Annotated in this window: 19 protein-coding genes; 10 read left to right on the top strand and 9 right to left on the bottom strand. The window is 59.7% G+C overall.

Annotation, left to right across the window (positions count from 1 at the left end; all coding sequences use genetic code 11):
• Window positions 1–114 precede the first annotated feature (114 nt).
• Genes queC through queE form a run of 3 tightly spaced genes read left to right on the top strand, consistent with a single transcriptional unit; the run spans window position 115 to window position 1,933 of the window.
• Window positions 115–825 carry a 7-cyano-7-deazaguanine synthase QueC gene (gene queC, locus GSF67_RS21680; protein ID WP_006315200.1) on the top strand — a complete coding sequence of 237 codons (711 nt, stop codon included), beginning with the start codon at window positions 115–117 and terminating at the stop codon, window positions 823–825.
• The gene (gene queD / locus GSF67_RS21685) at window positions 825–1,181 is read left to right on the top strand and encodes a 6-carboxytetrahydropterin synthase QueD (protein ID WP_006315201.1); all 357 of its coding nucleotides are present in this window, start codon (window positions 825–827) and stop codon (window positions 1,179–1,181) included. Before queC ends, queD begins: the two co-directional genes overlap by 1 nt.
• On the top strand, window positions 1,178–1,933 hold the full coding sequence (queE, locus tag GSF67_RS21690) for a 7-carboxy-7-deazaguanine synthase QueE (protein WP_006315202.1): 756 nt from the start codon (window positions 1,178–1,180) through the stop codon (window positions 1,931–1,933). Before queD ends, queE begins: the two co-directional genes overlap by 4 nt.
• Window positions 1,934–1,966: 33 nt before the next feature.
• Here queE and GSF67_RS21695 read toward each other — a convergent pair whose 3' ends face one another.
• The 6 genes from GSF67_RS21695 to GSF67_RS21720 form a co-directional block, all read right to left on the bottom strand.
• Complete coding sequence (locus GSF67_RS21695; protein WP_006315203.1) at window positions 1,967–3,016, bottom strand: Gfo/Idh/MocA family protein; 1,050 nt, start codon at window positions 3,014–3,016, stop codon at window positions 1,967–1,969.
• Window positions 3,017–3,022: 6 nt separating this feature from the next.
• Window positions 3,023–3,808, bottom strand: a complete 786-nt coding sequence (locus GSF67_RS21700) for a ThuA domain-containing protein (protein ID WP_006315204.1) — start codon at window positions 3,806–3,808, stop codon at window positions 3,023–3,025.
• A 57-nt stretch (window positions 3,809–3,865) separates the two neighbouring features.
• On the bottom strand, window positions 3,866–4,894 hold the full coding sequence (locus GSF67_RS21705) for an ABC transporter ATP-binding protein (RefSeq protein ID WP_006315205.1): 1,029 nt from the start codon (window positions 4,892–4,894) through the stop codon (window positions 3,866–3,868).
• Between the two features lie 10 nt (window positions 4,895–4,904).
• The gene (locus GSF67_RS21710) at window positions 4,905–5,738 is read right to left on the bottom strand and encodes a carbohydrate ABC transporter permease (protein WP_006315206.1); all 834 of its coding nucleotides are present in this window, start codon (window positions 5,736–5,738) and stop codon (window positions 4,905–4,907) included.
• Window positions 5,735–6,709: a carbohydrate ABC transporter permease gene (locus GSF67_RS21715; protein ID WP_006315207.1), complete on the bottom strand. Its 975-nt coding sequence runs from the start codon at window positions 6,707–6,709 to the stop codon at window positions 5,735–5,737. Before GSF67_RS21715 ends, GSF67_RS21710 begins: the two co-directional genes overlap by 4 nt.
• 63 nt (window positions 6,710–6,772) lie before the next feature.
• Window positions 6,773–8,038 carry an ABC transporter substrate-binding protein gene (locus GSF67_RS21720; protein ID WP_006315208.1) on the bottom strand — a complete coding sequence of 422 codons (1,266 nt, stop codon included), beginning with the start codon at window positions 8,036–8,038 and terminating at the stop codon, window positions 6,773–6,775.
• A gap of 268 nt (window positions 8,039–8,306) precedes the next feature.
• On the opposite strand from GSF67_RS21720, the gene GSF67_RS21725 reads away from it, so the two are divergent.
• From GSF67_RS21725 to GSF67_RS21735, 3 genes are all read left to right on the top strand, one after another.
• Window positions 8,307–9,320 carry a substrate-binding domain-containing protein gene (locus tag GSF67_RS21725; protein WP_006315210.1) on the top strand — a complete coding sequence of 338 codons (1,014 nt, stop codon included), beginning with the start codon at window positions 8,307–8,309 and terminating at the stop codon, window positions 9,318–9,320.
• Between the two features lie 173 nt (window positions 9,321–9,493).
• Window positions 9,494–9,691 carry a hypothetical protein gene (locus GSF67_RS21730; protein ID WP_006315211.1) on the top strand — a complete coding sequence of 66 codons (198 nt, stop codon included), beginning with the start codon at window positions 9,494–9,496 and terminating at the stop codon, window positions 9,689–9,691.
• A gap of 223 nt (window positions 9,692–9,914) precedes the next feature.
• Window positions 9,915–10,073: a hypothetical protein gene (locus GSF67_RS21735; protein WP_006315212.1), complete on the top strand. Its 159-nt coding sequence runs from the start codon at window positions 9,915–9,917 to the stop codon at window positions 10,071–10,073.
• A 41-nt stretch (window positions 10,074–10,114) separates the two neighbouring features.
• Here GSF67_RS21735 and GSF67_RS21740 read toward each other — a convergent pair whose 3' ends face one another.
• Window positions 10,115–10,696, bottom strand: coding sequence for a DNA-3-methyladenine glycosylase (locus GSF67_RS21740; protein ID WP_006315213.1), 582 nt, complete (start codon window positions 10,694–10,696; stop codon window positions 10,115–10,117).
• 96 nt (window positions 10,697–10,792) lie between these two features.
• Here GSF67_RS21740 and GSF67_RS21745 point away from each other — a divergent pair, with 96 nt between their 5' ends.
• The 4 genes from GSF67_RS21745 to GSF67_RS21760 all read left to right on the top strand — a co-directional run bounded on the left by GSF67_RS21745 (window position 10,793) and on the right by GSF67_RS21760 (window position 13,989).
• A complete protein-coding gene (locus tag GSF67_RS21745) occupies window positions 10,793–11,176 on the top strand; it encodes a hypothetical protein (RefSeq protein WP_006315214.1) in 384 nt (127 codons plus the stop codon).
• Entirely contained in the window at window positions 11,173–11,958 is a 786-nt protein-coding gene (locus GSF67_RS21750) for an SDR family NAD(P)-dependent oxidoreductase (protein WP_006315215.1), read from the top strand. The genes GSF67_RS21745 and GSF67_RS21750 overlap by 4 nt, the downstream gene beginning before the upstream one ends.
• Window positions 11,959–12,128: 170 nt before the next feature.
• Window positions 12,129–13,184 carry a murein L,D-transpeptidase family protein gene (locus GSF67_RS21755; RefSeq protein WP_006315216.1) on the top strand — a complete coding sequence of 352 codons (1,056 nt, stop codon included), beginning with the start codon at window positions 12,129–12,131 and terminating at the stop codon, window positions 13,182–13,184.
• Between the two features lie 19 nt (window positions 13,185–13,203).
• Window positions 13,204–13,989: a L,D-transpeptidase gene (locus GSF67_RS21760; RefSeq protein ID WP_010972948.1), complete on the top strand. Its 786-nt coding sequence runs from the start codon at window positions 13,204–13,206 to the stop codon at window positions 13,987–13,989.
• Between the two features lie 138 nt (window positions 13,990–14,127).
• Here GSF67_RS21760 and GSF67_RS21765 read toward each other — a convergent pair whose 3' ends face one another.
• Both GSF67_RS21765 and GSF67_RS21770 read right to left on the bottom strand, forming a co-directional pair.
• Entirely contained in the window at window positions 14,128–15,945 is a 1,818-nt protein-coding gene (locus GSF67_RS21765; protein WP_006315218.1) for a methyl-accepting chemotaxis protein, read from the bottom strand.
• A gap of 144 nt (window positions 15,946–16,089) precedes the next feature.
• The gene (locus GSF67_RS21770; RefSeq protein ID WP_006315222.1) at window positions 16,090–17,424 is read right to left on the bottom strand and encodes an aspartate aminotransferase family protein; all 1,335 of its coding nucleotides are present in this window, start codon (window positions 17,422–17,424) and stop codon (window positions 16,090–16,092) included.
• Window positions 17,425–17,442 lie beyond the last annotated feature (18 nt).

The following is a 17,442-nucleotide window of genomic DNA, read 5'->3' on the forward strand; positions in this document are numbered from 1 at the left end:
GGACTTTGCCGCTTTCGTGTTTTTACCGCAGGTCTTCACAATCCCTTCGGTTTGGTTTAAAGCCGCGCCGTATCCGGTCGCAGCCCACCCGGTCAAAACAAGGGATCCCAACTTATGAAAACCATCGTGATCTGCTCCGGCGGATTGGACTCCGTTTCGCTTGCCCATAAAATCGCGGCGGAACATGAACTTCTCGCTCTCGTCTCCTTCGATTATGGCCAGCGCCACAAGAAGGAACTGGATTTCGCCGCCGACTGCGCAAAACGTCTCGGCGTGCCGCATCATCTCATCGATATCGGAACCATCGGCGCGCACCTCACCGGTTCGGCGCTTACGGACGATATCGACGTGCCTGATGGCCATTATGCGGAAGAGACCATGCGCTCCACCGTGGTGCCAAACCGCAACGCCATCATGCTGACCATCGCGTTTGGCCTTGCCGCCGCCCAGCAGGCGGATGCGGTGGCGATCGCCGTGCATGGCGGCGACCATTTCATCTATCCCGATTGCAGGCCGGGCTTCATCGACAGCTTTAATGCCATGCAGGCCCATGCACTGGAAGGTTACGCCGACGTCACCCTGTTTGCGCCCTACGTCACCGTCTCCAAAGCGGCGATTGTGACTGACGCGGTGAAATACGGCACGCCATTTGGCGAAACCTGGTCCTGTTACAAGGGAGGCTTGCGCCATTGCGGCCGTTGCGGCACCTGCGTGGAGCGGCGCGAGGCCTTCCATCTGGCGGGAGTCACCGATCCCACGGAATACGAAGACCCGGATTTCTGGGTGGCGGCCACGCAGGCCTATGCGGCGCAGGAGGTGCACTGATGTTTCGCATCACCAAGGAGTTTCACTTCTCCGCCTCGCATCAGCTGAAAAGCCTGCCGTCAGATCACCAGTGCAACCGCCTGCACGGGCACAATTACATCGTCGAAGTGGAACTATCAGGCGAAGAGCTGAACGAGCATGGTTTCGTGCGCGATTATCACGAGCTGGCGCCGCTGAAGCGCTACATAGACGATCATTTCGACCATCGCCACCTGAACGACGTTCTCGGCCATGACCAGGTGACGGCGGAATGTCTGGCAAAGCATTTCTACGACTGGTGCAAGACCAGCCTGCCGGAAACCAGCGCCGTTCGAGTGAGTGAAACCACCAAGACCTGGGCGGAATACCGGCCATGACGGAGGCTGCACGGAATATTGCTGCGAGGGAAACCACGGTCCGCATCAGCGAAATCTTCGGCCCGACCATTCAGGGCGAGGGGCCGCTGATCGGCCTGCCAACCGTCTTTGTGCGTACCGGTGGCTGCGATTACCGCTGCTCCTGGTGCGATACGCTGCATGCGGTCGACAGTGAGTACCGCGACACGTGGAAACCGATGTCCGTCGAGGCGATATGGCAGGAGGTGCTAGGGCTTTCCGGCGGCATGCCGTTGACGGTGTCACTGTCAGGCGGCAATCCCGCCATCCAGCCGCTCGGCACTTTGATCGCGAAGGGGCAAGGCGAAGGGTATCGTTTCGCACTGGAAACGCAGGGCAGTATCGCGAAAGACTGGTTTGCCGATCTAGATCATCTGGTGCTGAGCCCGAAACCGCCATCGAGCGGTATGGAAACGGACTGGCAGGCATTCGAAGACTGTCTCGCCGCCGCCGGCGATGGTCCGCAGGTGGCTCTGAAGGTCGTTATCTTCGATGATGCGGACTATGCCTATGCCAAGGCGGCATCCGCGCGTTTTCCGCATCTGCCGGTCTATCTCCAGCCGGGCAATCACACTCCGCCGCCGCCGGATGATGACGATGCGCGGGTGGATATCGATGGGGTCATGGACCGAATGTTGTGGCTGGTGGAGAAGATCAGTGAAGACCGCTGGTTTTCAGCGCGCGTGTTGCCGCAGCTGCATGTGCTGTTGTGGGGGAATAAGCGTGGGGTGTGAAAGCGGCGGCCCGCGCCGCCGCTTTCCTGCAACTCAAGCCGAAACGGCCACCTCGCGCCTCTCCCTATCCGCGATGATCGAAAGATCGAGCACCTTCTGCAGATTGGCTGCGTGGCGGAAGTCCGGGTCGGCGGGGCCGCCTTCCATGACCGCCTTGGCGAATTTTTCGTAATTCGTCGGCACCGGACCGACATCGATCGTCTTCCAGATCGCCTTTTCCACATCGTCGCCAATGCAGGCCCGCAGGCTGGAATAGTCAGGCGTGTGGATGACTTCCAGAGCACCCTTGTCGCCATGGATGCGCAGGCGCAGTTCGTTGAGGTGGCCCGTTGCCCAGCGGCTGGCGTGGATGACGCCCATGGCGCCGTTTTCCAGCTCGGCGGTCATGGTGAAGCTGTCATTGGCGTCGAGGTCGTAGACGCCAATTTTATTCCCTTCGTATTTGTCGAAGGTCTTCAGCCGCGTGAAGATGCGCTCCACATCGCTGCCCGCGCCATAAGAGGCGAAGTCGAGAATGTGGATGCCGACATCACCCAGCACGCCGTTGGAGCCATGCTTGGTGGAAAGCCGCCACAGCCACTTGCTCTCCGTCATCCAGTCGCCCCAGGCCTTGGAAACCAGCCAGCTCTGGAGATAGGAGGCTTCCAGATGGCGAACTTTGCCGATTTTTCCAGCCAGCACCATCTCGCGCGCCGCCTGCAAGGGGGCGACATTGCGATAGGTGAGGTTGACCATGGCAACGAGACCCGCTTTTTCGGCGGCATCGGCCATTTCGGCGGCCTTGGCGTAGTTTTCCGCCAGCGGCTTTTCGCAGAAGACGTGTTTGCCGGCCGCCAGCAACTTCAGGCTGGTCGGGTGGTGGATGGCATCCGGCGTGACATTCGCCGCCGCGTCGAATTCGCCCCAGGCAATGGCGTCATCCAGTGAGGTGAAGGAGAGCGGGATGTTGTGGCGGAGCGCAAAGCCGCGCACCACCACATCGTCCACATCCACCGCCGCGACGAGTTCGACGCCGGGGATTTGCGCAAAATAAGTGGCATGGTTGTTGGCCATGCCGCCAGTTCCGAGAATGAGAAGTCTCATGGCTTTTTACCTGTAACCTGCTTCGCCGGCCTGATGCAGCTTGGGGCCGCGTTCCTCGATCGGCTCCAGCGCCTTGTCGACGGGAACATTGGGGGCGTCATGAATGCTTTTCAGCGCGCCGATCGGATTATAGGCCCATTTCACCGAGTTGCTGATGACCTTCTGGACATTGGCGTCGTGATAGGTCGGATAAGTCTCGTGGCCGGGGCGGAAATAGAAGATATTGCCCGCACCGCGACGCCAGGTGAGGCCTGAGCGGAAAACCTCGCCGCCCTGGAACCACGAGATGAACACGGTTTCCAGCGGCTCCGGCACGGAGAACTGCTCGCCATACATCTCCTCGTTTTCCAGCTCGAAATGCTCGGGCAGACCGGCGGCAATCGGGTGGCGCGGATTGATCGTCCACAGACGCTCACGTTCGCCCGCCTCACGCCATTTCAGCGCGCAGGGCGTGCCCATCAGGCGTTTGAACGGCTTGGAGAAGTGGCCGGAATGCAGGACGATGAGGCCCATGCCTTCCCAGACGCGTTTGGCAACGCGTTCGACGATCTCATCCTGAACCGCGCCATGATCCTTGTGGCCCCACCACACCAGCACGTCGGTCTTGTCGAGGCGATCCTGCGAAAGGCCGTGCTCCGGCTCCTGCAGCGTGGCGGTTGTGGCATTGATCTCGGGGTTCTGGTTCAGCCCATCGGCGATGGTGTTGTGCATGCCGTTCGGATAGATCGAACGCACCGTCTCATTGATGTGTTCGTGGATATTTTCGCCCCATACAACGGTGTTGATGGTCATTGTCATGCTCCTCGGTGAAAGCCGGGACCTTGGGTGATCCCGGCGGAAGTTGAAGTTTCAGGCCGCGCCGCGCACGGGATTGCGAGCCAGCGCCTGGCCTTGTGCGTCGAAACGGTGAATCTGCGCCGCATCGGCCACGAGCGTGATACGCTCACCAGCCTTGCGGTCGGTCACGCCTTCTTCACGAACGACGATGGGTTCGCCGGCGCCGATCTCGACATAGATGAAGCTGTCCGATCCCAGCATTTCCGAATGCACGATTTCGCCGTTCCAGCCGTTCTCGCCGGTGGTGACGGTGATGTGCTCGGGGCGGATACCGATGGTCGCTGCCCCTTCCGCCTCGGCATATTTGCCAGCAAGGAAGTTCATCTTCGGCGAGCCGATGAAGCCGGCGACGAAGGTGTTGACTGGGCTTTCGTAGAGCTCCAGCGGCGTGCCGATCTGCTCGACGCGACCGTCGCGCAGCACGCAGATGCGGTCGGCAAGCGTCATGGCTTCCACTTGGTCGTGGGTGACATAGATCATCGTCGTGTCATGCATCTCGCGGTGCAGCTTGGCGATTTCAAGACGGGTGGCAACGCGTAGCGCCGCATCGAGGTTGGAGAGCGGTTCGTCGAACAGGAAGACCTTTGGATCGCGCACGATGGCGCGGCCGATGGCGACGCGCTGGCGCTGGCCGCCGGAAAGCTGCTTCGGCAGGCGTTCCAGATAGGGCGTGAGCTGCAGCATCTCGGCTGCTGCTTCGACACGCTTCCTGCGTTGCTCCTTGTCGGCGCCCGATAGTTTCATGCCGAAAGCCATGTTCTCGAACACGGTCATATGCGGATAGAGCGCATAGGACTGGAAGACCATGGCGACACCGCGTTTGGCGGGCGGCAGGCGGTTGACCGTCTCGCCGTCGAAGGAAAGCGTGCCGCCGGTGATTTCCTCCAGCCCGCAGATGAGGCGCAACAGCGTGGACTTGCCGCATCCGGAGGGACCGACGAAGACCATGAATTCGCCGGAGCGGATGTCCATGTCGATGCCCTTGATGACATCGAAGGCGCCGAAGGATTTGCGAAGATCGCGCAATTGAATGGTAGTCATGAGTTTTCTCCTAGCCTTTGACGCCGCCGGCGGTGAGGCCGGAGATGATGCGTCGCTGGAAGATCAGAACGAGGACGACGAGCGGGGCGGTGACGATGACGGACGCGGCCATGATCGTTCCCCAGGGGATTTCGAACTGCGAGCCGCCCGACAAGAGCGCGATGGCGACCGGCACCGTGCGCTGCTCGTTCGATGAGGTGAAGGTGAGCGCGAAGAGGAACTCGTTCCACGCCGCGATGAAGGCGAGAAGCCCTGTGGTGACGAGCGCCGGCCACATCAGCGGCATGAAGACCTGGGTGATGATGACCCAGGGCGTTGCGCCATCGACGATCGCCGCTTCTTCGATCTCGATCGGCAGATCGCGCATGAAAGTTGTCAGCACCCAGACCGTGAAGGGCAGGGTGAAGATCATGTAGGAAAAGATCAGCGCGAGCGGCGTGTTGAAGATGCCGGCCCAGCGGATCAGTTCGAACAGGCCGGCGAGAACGGCGATCTGCGGAAACATCGAGACCGACAGGATGGTGAGCAGCAGCAGCGAGCGGCCACGGAAGCGAACACGGGCCAGCGCATAGGAGGCAGTGACCGCCAGAAACAGCGACAGCACGACAACCGAGGAGGCCACCAGCAGCGAATTGCCGAGATTGCGCAGGAAAGTGCCGTTGCCGATGACGAAGCTGTAATTGGTCAGCGAGAAGTCACGCGGCCAATAATTGACCTGGAACAGCGCCGAGCCGGATTTCAGGCTGGTCAGGATCGCGTAGTAGAACGGGAATACCGAAATTACCATGATGATGGCGACCAGCGCATAAAAGGCGGTGGTTTTCAGGATGCCTGGCAGAGTCATCGTGCGCCTCCATCGGTATTGACGCGCCCAAGCCACATGTAGATGACCGTGATCGAAGCGATGATGAGGAACAGCATGGTCGAGGCCGCCGCGCCGTAAGCAAACTTGTCGAAATCGAACAGGTTCTCGCGCGCCAGCACCGACATGGTGCGGGTCTGTGCATTGTTCGGCGTCAGGATGTAGATGAGATCGAAAACGCGCATCGCATCCAGCATCCGGAAGATGACAGCGACCATCAGTGCGGGACGGATCATCGGCAGGGTGACGCGAAAGAACACCTTGACGGGGTGGATGCCGTCCACCTTGGCCGCCTCATACATGTCCTTCGGCACCATCTGCAGGCCGGCGAGAATGAGCAGCGCCATGAACGGCGTCGTCTTCCAGATATCCACAATCAGGACGGCGACCATGGCGGTATCCGGATTGGCGGTCCAGGCGATCTTGTTGGAGATCAGTCCGAGATTGAGGAAAAGATCGTTCAAGATACCGAACTGGTCGTTCAGCATCCACGCCCACATCTGCGCCGAGACGATAGTGGGAATGGCCCATGGCACAAGGATGGCGGCGCGCACGAAGCCGCGCCCTTTAAATTCGGCATTCAGCACCAGCGCGACGATGAGGCCGAGCACGGTTTCGAAGCTGACCGAGAGAATGGTGAATTTCAGCGTGTTGAGAACCGCGCCCCACCAGGCGGGATCGGCGAGCAGGCCGCGATAGATGGTGCGACCGCTGCTCAGCGTGATCCAGGTAAGGTAGTTCTTTAGGCCGACGAACTGCGCACCGTCGAGATTGGTCAGCGATGCGTCGGTGAAGCTGAACCAGACGGTGCGCACCAGCGGCCAGCCAGCCACCAGAGCCAGCACCAGAAATGTGGGGGCAAGAAACAGCCAGGCGGATTTCAGTCGTTCCGACTGCAGGTCGGAGCCGGTGCTGGCGGCCGCGACCGGTCTTTGAAGGGCGATGTCGTTCATGGGATATCTCGCGGTTGGGGCGCGGGAAACGATCAGGCGAGACCGCTTCCCGCGCGGGCCGGGTTACCAGCCGTTGCCTTTGAGATCGGTCAGTTCAACCTCGAGAAGTTCGAGATTTTCCGCCGCCGTACCATTGCCGGAGAGCGTGTTGTGCACGGCGCCCCAGAACTTGGCCGAAACCTCGTTATATTTCACCTTGGCCGAGGCGGAAGGACGCGGAACGGCGGTCTCAAAGATCGGCTTCCATGTCGGCATGAAGGGCTGTGCGGCCGCGACATCCTTGTCGTCGTAAAGCGAAGCGATTGTCGGCATGTTGGACAGCTGGATCGCGCGCAGCTTCTGGGTATCCTTCGATGCCAGGAATTTTACCAGCTGGATAGCCGCTTCCTGATCGTCGGAATATTTCGAAACAGCAAGGTTCCAGCCGCCGAGTGTGGAAGCGGGGGCTGCGCCTTCTTCACCTGCCGGCAGCGGCGTGACGCCGAACTTGTCCTTGATCGCGCTGTCGGCACCATTTCCAAGCGCATAGGCATAGGGCCAGTTGCGCATGAAGACGGAATTGCCGGTCTGCCAGACACCGCGTGCTTCCTCTTCCTTGTAAGCGAGAACGCCCTGCGGTGCGATGGTGCCGACCCAGCCTTTGGCGGTTTCGATTGCAGCTGCCGCCTTCTCGTTATTGATGGAGATATCGCCGTTGGTTTCAACGATATGGCCACCGCCCGCGGATGCGATCCATTCCAGAGCGTTGCAGGTCAGACCTTCATAGGCGCTGCCCTGAAAAACGAAGCCCCAGAGGTCCTTCTGGCCGGCCGCGCGTTCCTTGTCCTGAACCTCCTTGGCGGTCTCGCTCAGTTCCTTCCAGGTTTTCGGCGGCTGCTTGCCATATTTTTCCAGAAGGTCCTTGCGGTAAAACAGCGCCGGCGCGTCGGTGAACATCGGCATGGCGACGAGCTTGCCGTCCACCGTCTGCGAGGCGACGATAGAAGGGAAATGATCCCCGATGACATCCTTCGTCGCTTCTGTCAGGTCCACGAACTGGTCGGAGAGCTGCGGCGCCCAGATCACGTCCGTCTGGTAGACGTCGACATCCTTGTTACCCGCGGCAAGCCATAGCCTGTACTGGCTGAACTGCTCACTGGACGATGACGGCATGGTGACGAGATTGACCTTGTGGCCGGTTTCTTTTTCGAAGGCGGCGATCCGCTCCTTGAAAAATGCGATGTTCTTGCCCGTCGAGTTGGCGGCGATGGAAAGTTCGGCCGCCTGGGCGGAAACTGCTGCAGACAATACGCTGCCGCACAGGAACAAAGTCTTCATGGAAATATTCATTGTCAAACTCCTCCGTTGACGCTTCCAATCATCCTCAAAATTGAAAGCGCTTTTGACTGAAGGAAGGCTCGCAAAAGCTGAACAATCTGTCAATACTCTTTCTAACTGAGCGAAAATTGGGCGTTTTTGTCTGCAATTTTTCGTTGTTTGCCTTTCGAAGTGATCAACTGTACGGTTTCAGGTGGAGGAAAATTGAAATCGTTTTCAATTTTTGTCGGCTTGAAAAATCCGCGGCGGCGACGCATGCAGGGGCAAATTGGCAAAAAACATGAAGCTCAAGGAATTCGCAGCAAAGGTCGGGCTCTCGCCCACCACCGTCAGCCGGGCGCTTGGCGGCTATCCCGAGGTGCGCGAAGAAACGCGCCAGCGGGTGATGGAGGCTGCGCTGAAATATGGCTATCGGCCAAATGCCAACGCGGTGCGGCTGGCAACGGGCAGGGCCGGCGCCATCGGCGTCGTCATGGGCCGTTCGGGCGGCGGGCATTTCTTTTCTGAATTCATGGGCGGCATGGCCACGCGGCTTGAAAACGAGGAGACCGATATCCTCGTCAGCGTCACCGTTGATAATAATCTTGACGAGGAATTGGCGATCTTCAGCCGGCTGGCGGCGAGCGGCCGGGTCGATGGCATCATTGTGCATTCGCCAAGACCGGAGGATGAGCGCATTGCGCTGCTCAACCGGCTGGGCGTGCCCTTCATCGTGCATGGTCGCTCAAAGACGGCTTTCGAACATGCCTGGCTCGATATCGACAATCACGATGTGACCTATCGTCCGACGATCCATTTTCTGGAGCGCGGCCATCGCCGTATCGCCCTTATCAACGGACCTGTCGGCCGCACCTTCGTGCAGGATCGTGAACAGGGTTTTCGCGAGGCGCTGGCGACCCATGGGATCACGCCTGATCCGCGTTTCATGATGAGCGAGCATTTCAGCGAAGATGCCGCTTTCCGTTTCGCTCGCTCGCTGCTGGAGCAGACCCCGCGCCCGACGGCCTTTGTCGCCGGTGCGATGATGACGGCCCAGGGCGTTTATCGCGCGGCAACCCAGCTGGGGATGGTGATCGGCAAGGATGTCTCCGTTATCGCCCATGACGACGTGTTTCCCTATCTCACTCCGGAAAGCATGATGCCGCCGCTTTCCACCACCCGCTCATCGATGCGTATGGCTGGCATGCGCGTCACGGACCTGCTTTTGCAGATCGTCGGTGGCCGACCTGTCCGCGAAGTTCAGGAATTGTGGCCGGTCGAGCTGATCTTGCGGGAATCGGTCGGTCTGGCCTAAGCCCGTTGCCCTAGCTCACTGATTCCACTCCATTTTGTGAACGTCATTTGATAACGTTCGCCTTTCATCGTCTATTCGTTAAGCCGGTCTCGTGTATAATCGGAGCAGTCACGGGTTTAATGGAACAGGTCCCGTGCCGGCGCGTTGAGGGGATGCATGAAGGAGGATGACGGATGTTTGAATTTTTAAAGCCGCAACAGCAGACTGTGATCGACGACGTCGAGGCGACCGGCACCTATGCCGATGCGCTTCTCAACGTTCCAAGCCCGGAACTCACCCGTTCGACCGCCCGCGAGCATGGTCATGAGGCCCATTCCCGCGATTATTGCGAAAACCGCCATATTTCCCGCAGTGCGCTCGGTTTCGTCTGAGCTGCCGCAAAAACCTTCCTGAAAAACGGAACGGACCTGCCGTCCCCGCGTTTTCCTATACGATCCGCAGGGCGGCGCAACCTATACCGAAGGGACCTTACCGGCATTCGACCGATGGGCGAATTGGGTGTTGCGCCGCCTGAATGGTGAAGGCGTAAGCGCGTTGTCCCGAGAGATTTAGCGTCGCCGAAATGGATAGGCGCGCTCATGTTAGGAGCCCGCAATGTCGACCGTTCCCGTTGAACCCTATCCCGAACCGCCGATGCCTGTGCCGCCGCAGCCGGATATTCCACCGGTGAAAGAGCCCGAGCCCGACCGTTTGCCGGATGAACTGCCGACGCCCAACCCCGATGAAAATGACGGGCCGCCGAGAGTCCTTTAGAAGTCCGGCGCAGCCGTTCTTTCCCTAGCGCTGGTCTGGCCCTAGCGCTGGTCTGGCTCGAACTTCTTGCTGACGAAAGTTGAGCCTTCCAGCCCGAACCGCCAGGGATAATCCACTGCACGGCTGATACCGATGCGCCTGCCGGTGCTGATTGCGGCGGCTTCCTTTGGCAGACGCAGCAGAAATGGTGGTGCGTTGAGCGGTGCTCCATCCATCTCTCCGGTAATCGCCATCGCCTGGCACAGCTTGCCCGGACCCGAGCAGAGAAGTTTGAGCTTTTCGGTTCCCCGGCGCAGTTTCATCATATCTATACCGGTCAGCGGCTCGATGGCGCGCAGAAGCACGGCGGAGCCGGGGGCGCAGACGAAGTTGGCGCACCAGTGGATGCCGTAGGACCGGTAGACATAGAGATGGCCGGCCGGGCCAAACATTGCCCTGTTGCGTGGGGTCTGCCCATTGAAGGCGTGGGATGCCGGATCGTCGGGATGGTAGGCTTCGGTTTCAACGATAATGCCACCGGCGTTGCCGACGCGAAATTCCGCACCGATGAGCGCGCGGGCCACATCCAGTGCGTCGCGCTGGAAGAAACTCTGCGGCACTTCCGGGCTAAAGGACTGATTCATCGGGAACCCCTTCCGCTCTGCCATCGTTGTGAATTCAGGTTTCAGTATTACCGCATCGGATGGCTAGCCGATGTTTCTCAAATCGGAGGGCATGTCATGCAACTTTCCACGACCTATGTAAAACGCAATAACGGCGTCATATCCGTCGAGTTCGTCGGCAGCGACGGCGACCAGGTCTCCGTCCGTCTCGCAGATGGACTGGAAGGGATCGATGATGCGGAGGCCATCAAGCGCGCCAGTGCGGTTATGGTGCAGCTGACGGCTTTCGGCACCCGGCATGGCGCTGATGCATCGTCGCAGTTTTCTGCGCTTGGAACGGCGCAGGATGATGGTCCGCATGGTCAGGCAAGCGCCCGCACCGCAAAGGATAGTGCTATTCTGGAGGAGGAATTGGACGAGGGGCTGGAAGATAGCTTTCCAGCCAGCGATCCGGTCTCAGCCACCGTTACCTCGATAGCGTCCAGAAAAGGCGGGCTGTGACATTGGCTTATCGCAAAGTTGCTCTCGTCACCGGTGCAGGTTCCGGTATCGGTCGCGCCGCCGCCCTCCATCTGGCCGCGGCAGGTTTTTCGGTTGGCCTGCTCGGGCGCACCGAATCCGAATTGCAGACCGTGGCTGCTGAGATAGAGGCCGCCTCCGGCTCTTCGAGACTTCTTCTCGCCGATGTCTCGGATGAGGCGGCCATGCGACATGCCGTCACAGCGCTTGTGGACGATTTCGGTCGGCTGGATGTCGTCGTGGCGAATGCCGGGGTCAACGGAGTCTGGGCGCCCATCGATGAGTTAAAGCCTTCCGACTGGGACGACACGATCCGTATCAACCTGCGCGGCACCTATCTCACCGTCCACGCCAGCGTGCCGCATCTGAAAGCGGCCGGCGGCGGGTCCATCGTTATCGTTTCGTCCATCAACGGCACCCGGACGTTTACCTCGCCCGGTGCCACCGCCTATTCCGTGACAAAGGCGGGACAGCTTGCCATGGCCCAGCAACTGGCGCTGGAGCTTGGCCGCCACCGGATCCGCGTCAATGCGGTGTGCCCGGGCGAGATCGAAACGGCAATCGATGAGAACACCGACATCCGCGGGCGGGAAAGGACCGAAGTGCCGGTCCGTTTTCCGGCGGGCGACATTCCGGTGACGGGCGGTGTCGCCGGGACGAGCGAGGATGTCGCCGAACTCATCGGTTTTCTCGCCTCGGATGCATCGCGTCACATTACCGGCACGCCGGTATGGATCGACGGCGGTCAGGGCCTTCTCCGATAATCCACCCTCAGCCAGCCGCCTCGGCATCACGGGCTTGTGTGCCTATGATTAACGAAAGGGTAACGTCTATTCACGAGACTTTGTCCATGGCGAGGTTGCCGTGTTGTGGCCACCTTCGGTAGTTAAGCGTCTGCCGTAAAGGCGGGCAAATCAGGCGGGTAAAACGATCCATGGGCATGCAGGCATTGCTGGATTTCGCGGTTGCGGGGTTGCGGCAAAAGATTAGCGCAGGGGTAAGAATGGCTGCGGTCGTCGCGATCGGCGGCAGCCTTGTTGCATGTACGTCTATGGGCCTCGATAGCGTCAAGAAGGACCCGCCGAAGCTGTCGTCCAAGATGATGGCGCAGATGTCGGCCAAGAGCATGCGTCCCGAAAGCCCGGTTCTCGTTCGCATTTTCAAGCAGGAGAGCGAGCTAGAGGTCTGGAAGGTCGACAAGACGGGAAATTACGCCCTGCTCAAGGCATATCCTATGTGCCGGTGGTCGGGAAAGCTCGGCCCCAAGATGAAGACGGGCGACCGGCAGGCGCCTGAAGGTTTTTATCATGTCTCTGCCGGCATGCTCAATCCGAACTCGCAATATTACGTTTCCTTCAATCTCGGTTATCCCAACCGGCTGGAATCAGCACTTGGTTACACCGGTGAGGCGCTGATGGTGCATGGCGCCTGCTCGTCTTCCGGCTGCTACGCCATGACCGACCAGCAGGTTGGCGAGATCTACGCCATCGTCGCGCGGGCGTTGCAGGGCGGGCAGGATCGCTTTCAGGTCCAGGCCTATCCCTTCCGCATGAGCGCCCGCAACATGGTGGCGCACCGAGACGATCCCAACATGCCGTTCTGGAAGACGCTGAAGGAAGGTTACGATTATTTCGAGGTGACGCGCCGCCAGCCCAAGGTTTCCGTCTGCGGTCGCCGTTATGTCTTCAACAGTGAATTTGACGGCGGCGAGCCCACTGACCCGCTGGCTGCCTGCCCACCCGCCGTCAATCAGCCCGACCCGACAGTGGCGTCGAAACTGGCTGAAGAGCAACAAAAACTTGCCGCGGCGATGAGCGAGGGAACTTCCGCCCCGCTCAGCGCGTATGTAGACGGCGGCATGCATCCGAGCTTCCGGGCCCTCCTGAAATCCAGCGGCGCCAAGGTCATGGCATCGCAGGTTTCCGGCACGAAGTACCCTATCAGCCGTCCTGAGGCGGCGCTGGCAGACCCCTTTGCCAGTGTGAGATGATGTAAATGAGGTTTTTCAATTGAACGAGACGACAACGACCCGGCGGGGTTTCCTGCTTGGAGCAGGTGGATTGGCGCTTGCCGGCCTTGCAGGCTGCAACACCACGGCGCGTGAGGCCACGAAGCCTGCTGCACCTGCCGATGACCCGATGTATGCGCTGATGTACGGCCCCAAGCCGGACGAGCAGTTCCCGTTGCCGGAAATTCCCTATAAGCGCATTCCGCGCCAGTTCCTGCGGCAGATGGTGCCGAACCCGACCGGCGAGCGTCCGGGTGTCATCGTGGTCGATACGGCCAATCATTTCCTCTATCTGACCTATGAAGACGGTCAGGCCATGCGTTATGGCGTCGGTCTCGGTCGTGCCGGTTTCGAATGGGCCGGTCGCGGCGTGATCCAGTACAAGCGGCAATGGCCGCGCTGGACCCCGCCCGACGAAATGATCGCCCGCCAGCCGGAACTGGAACCCTATAGCGGCCGCAATGGCGGCATGGAGCCGGGCCTCAAGAACCCGCTCGGCGCGCGTGCGCTCTATATCTTCAAGGACGGCAAGGACACGATCTATCGTCTGCACGGCTCGCCGGAATGGTGGACCATCGGCAAGTCGGTATCGTCAGGCTGCGTACGCCTGTTGAACCAGGATATCGTCGACCTCTATAGCCGTGTACCTGACGGTACGCCGATCGTGGTGACGGCGCTCGGCCCGGCACAGCAGGGCGTGCCGATCGGGCAGGCGGGCGTTCCGGTGGCGCAATATGGCAATGGCGTGATCGGCGACGGCCTGTCGCAACCGGTGCAAAGCTATTGATCACGCGGTGGCGCGTGAATGCGTGATAGGTCGTGACACATAAAAATACCCCGGACGATGTCCGGGGTATTTTTATGTGAAGGTCCGGAAATCTACCGGTCCGATCTTTCAAAAAAGGCCTGGCTTTTGATGTTTCGGCTACGCCACACGGCGCATCCGCCCGCGGCTTTCATCTTCTGTTTCAAGGCGAAACCGGGAAACCAGCGCGCGCAGCTTGGCCGTTTCGCTGGCGAGCATTGCCGAGGCGTCGGTCGATTGCTGTACCATTGCGGCGTTCTGCTGTGTGCTTTGATCCATGGAATTCACCGCTGCATTGATTTCGGCAAGACCCGTGGATTGTTCGGATGCCGAGGTGGCGATGGCATTCATGTGTCGGTCTATGCCGGCGATCCGCTCGCTGATGTCCTTGAGCGCCGCTCCCGTATCGAGCACGAGTTTGACCCCGCCTTCGACTTCCGAACTGGACTGGCGGATGTGCCCTCTAATTTCACTGGCTGCCTTGGCAGAGCGCTGGGCGAGATCCCTGACCTCCTGCGCCACCACGGCAAAACCCTTGCCCGCCTCACCCGCCCGCGCTGCCTCCACACCGGCATTCAGTGCCAGAAGATTGGTCTGGAAGGCGATTTCATCAATAACGCTGATGATGCCAGCAATCTGTTTTGAGGCATCTTCTATCCGGCGCATCGCCTCTTCAGCGTGACTGACGACCTCGACCGAACGCAATGCGCGCTGATTGGCGTCGGTGGCGGCCAGTCGCGCTTCGGTGGCGCGTGTATTTGCGTTGGCCACGTTGACCGTGATTTCCTCAAGCGCAGCTGCCGTCTGCTCAAGCGAGGCTGCCTGATTTTCGGTACGGCGGGACAGTTCGCCTGCACCCGACGCAATCTCCTGGCTGTTACTGTCGATTGTTCCAATACCTGCCGAGATGGAAACCAGGGTCTCCGCGAGCTGCCTCACTGAGCTGTTGAAGTCATGGCGTAGCGCTTCGAAATCTGGAGAAAAGGGTTGGTCTAGCTGGAAGGCGAGGTCTCCGGACGCCAGGCGCTTCAGCCCTGCCGCAAGTCCTGATGTTGCGGCCCGCAGTCTTTCCGCGGCGTCGGCTTCCGCTTCGCGCCTTGCGGCTTCCTGATCCGCCTGTGCCCGTTGACGGGCGTCTTCAGCCTGTGCTTCCAGCGCTTTATTTGCGATGGCCGCCTGCCGGAAAATCTCCACGGCACGGGACATCAACCCGATCTCGTCTTTGCGACCGGTGCCGGAGGGAACCTGCGTCGTGTCGCCGCCAGCAAGCGTTTCCATGTTCTTCGACAGGTGCAGCAAAGGCGTAATGACCGATTTACGGGTGAGGAGGAAGAGACCCACACAGAAAAGCGTTGAGAGCAGCAACAGTCCTCTCAAAAGAAGATCGATACTGCTTTTCGCCTTTTCACTTTCGGCCAGAGTTGCACTCGAAAGAGCATCGATCTGCTCGCTGGCTTTTTCCATCGTCGTTTCGAGAGCGCTGAATTGCCGCACGAAGTCCGGCACCAGCTTGACCGCAGCATCTGGATCGGTGTTTGCAAGAGAAACAACCTTTTTCGCGATGTCGATATAAGACAGCAGCGGTTTCTCTACGCCCTCGATAACCTCTTTGGCCGCCGTCCCCTCGGACAAAACTTCGTTGTCCTTCAGCGCCCCGAGGAAGATCGCTTCATGTTCCGCAAGGTCTGTCTTTACGGCCTCGTAGGAGATGCCGACTTTGTCGTTTGCTGACAATATTGCCGCCAACACATCCGACCGCAACGCATCATGCATCATGTCGGCGCGCATGTGGTTGTGAAGGATTTCGGCGGAACGCGATACCTCGGCGCTGTTGGTATTGAGCGTGTCCGCGGCCCATATGCCGATGCCCACTGCGCTTCCCGATAAAGAAAATATCGCGGCACTTACAAATATGATCTTTTTGTTAATCGATGCCATGTGGACGTTCCCGCTTGGATGGTTATACTGCGGAAAGATAGTTTATCATCTTTAATAAATAGTCTATTTCTCTTGTTTTTTGATTGATGTCAAAAAAAGGCTGCAAATTCTATTGCAGCCTTTTCTTTATTAGGTTTGCCTATTCTAAACGGCGCGGTTCAGCGCGTCGCCCAGAATGGATACGATATCGTCGAAATGGGATTTCTCGGCGATCAGCGGCGGCGACAGGGCGATGATGTCGCCGGTGACGCGGATGAGCAGGCCGCGCTCGAAGCAATCCACAAAGACATCATAGGCGCGTGCGCCGACAGCACCTTCGCGCGACTGCAGTTCAATGCCGGCAATGAAACCGATGGTACGGATGTCGATGACATTCGCCGCGCTCTTCAGCGAATGGATGGCATCATGCCATGCATCCTGCAATTCGGCCGCGCGGGTGAAGAGACCCTCATCGCGGTAGATATCGAGGGTCGCAATGCCGGCGGCACAGGCGACCGGGTGGCCGGAATAGGTGTAGCCGTGGAACAGTTCGATCTGGTTTTCCGGGCCGTGCATCAAGGCATCATGTACCTTGCGGCTGGTGAAGACGGCACCCATGGGGATGGCGCCATTGGTCAGGCCCTTGGCCGTGGTGACGATATCAGGCGTAACGCCGAAATAGTTGCTGGCGAAGGAAGAGCCCATGCGACCGAAGCCGGTGATGACCTCATCGAAGATCAGCAGGATGCCGTGCTTGTCACAAATGGCACGCAGCCGCTCCAGATAACCCTTCGGCGGCACCAGAACGCCGGTGGAGCCGGCCACGGGTTCCACGATGCAGGCGGCGATGGTTTCCGCGCCATGCAGCGCGACCAGCCGCTCCAGATCGTCGGCAAGCTCCGCGCCGTGCTCGGGCTGACCCTTCACGAAGCTGTTTCTGGCAAGATCATGGGTATGGCGCAGATGATCGGCGGGAATCTGCGGGAAAACCCGACGGTTGTTGACGAGGCCGCCGACGGAGATGCCGCCGAAACCGACGCCGTGATAACCGCGCTCGCGACCGATGAGGCGGCTGCGGGTGCCCTGACCGATGGCGCGCTGATAGGCGATGGCGATCTTCAGCGCCGTATCGACCGATTCCGAACCGGACCCGGTGTAGAACACACGGTCGAGCTTGCCGCCTTCCGGCCCGGGCGCGATTTCCGCTAGCCGTTCGGCAAATTCAAACGCGACTGGATGGCCCATCTGGAAGGATGGTGCGTAATCCAAGGTCGAAAGCTGATGCTTGACGGCGGAGGCAATCTGCTGGCGGCCGTGGCCGGCATTGACGCACCAAAGTCCTGCCGTGCCGTCGAGAACCTGGCGGCCGTCATTGCTGGTGTAATACATGCCCTCGGCACTCGTCAGCAGCCGGGGATTGGCCTTGAACTGGCGGTTGGCGGTAAAGGGCATCCAATAGCTATCGAGTGAGGTGGAATTGGATCGGCTCGGGTTGTCCATAACGGTTCTCCTGTTCGT

The organism is Agrobacterium sp. CGMCC 11546, assembly GCF_013365515.1.
In the GTDB taxonomy this organism is placed as follows: domain Bacteria; phylum Pseudomonadota; class Alphaproteobacteria; order Rhizobiales; family Rhizobiaceae; genus Agrobacterium; species Agrobacterium fabrum.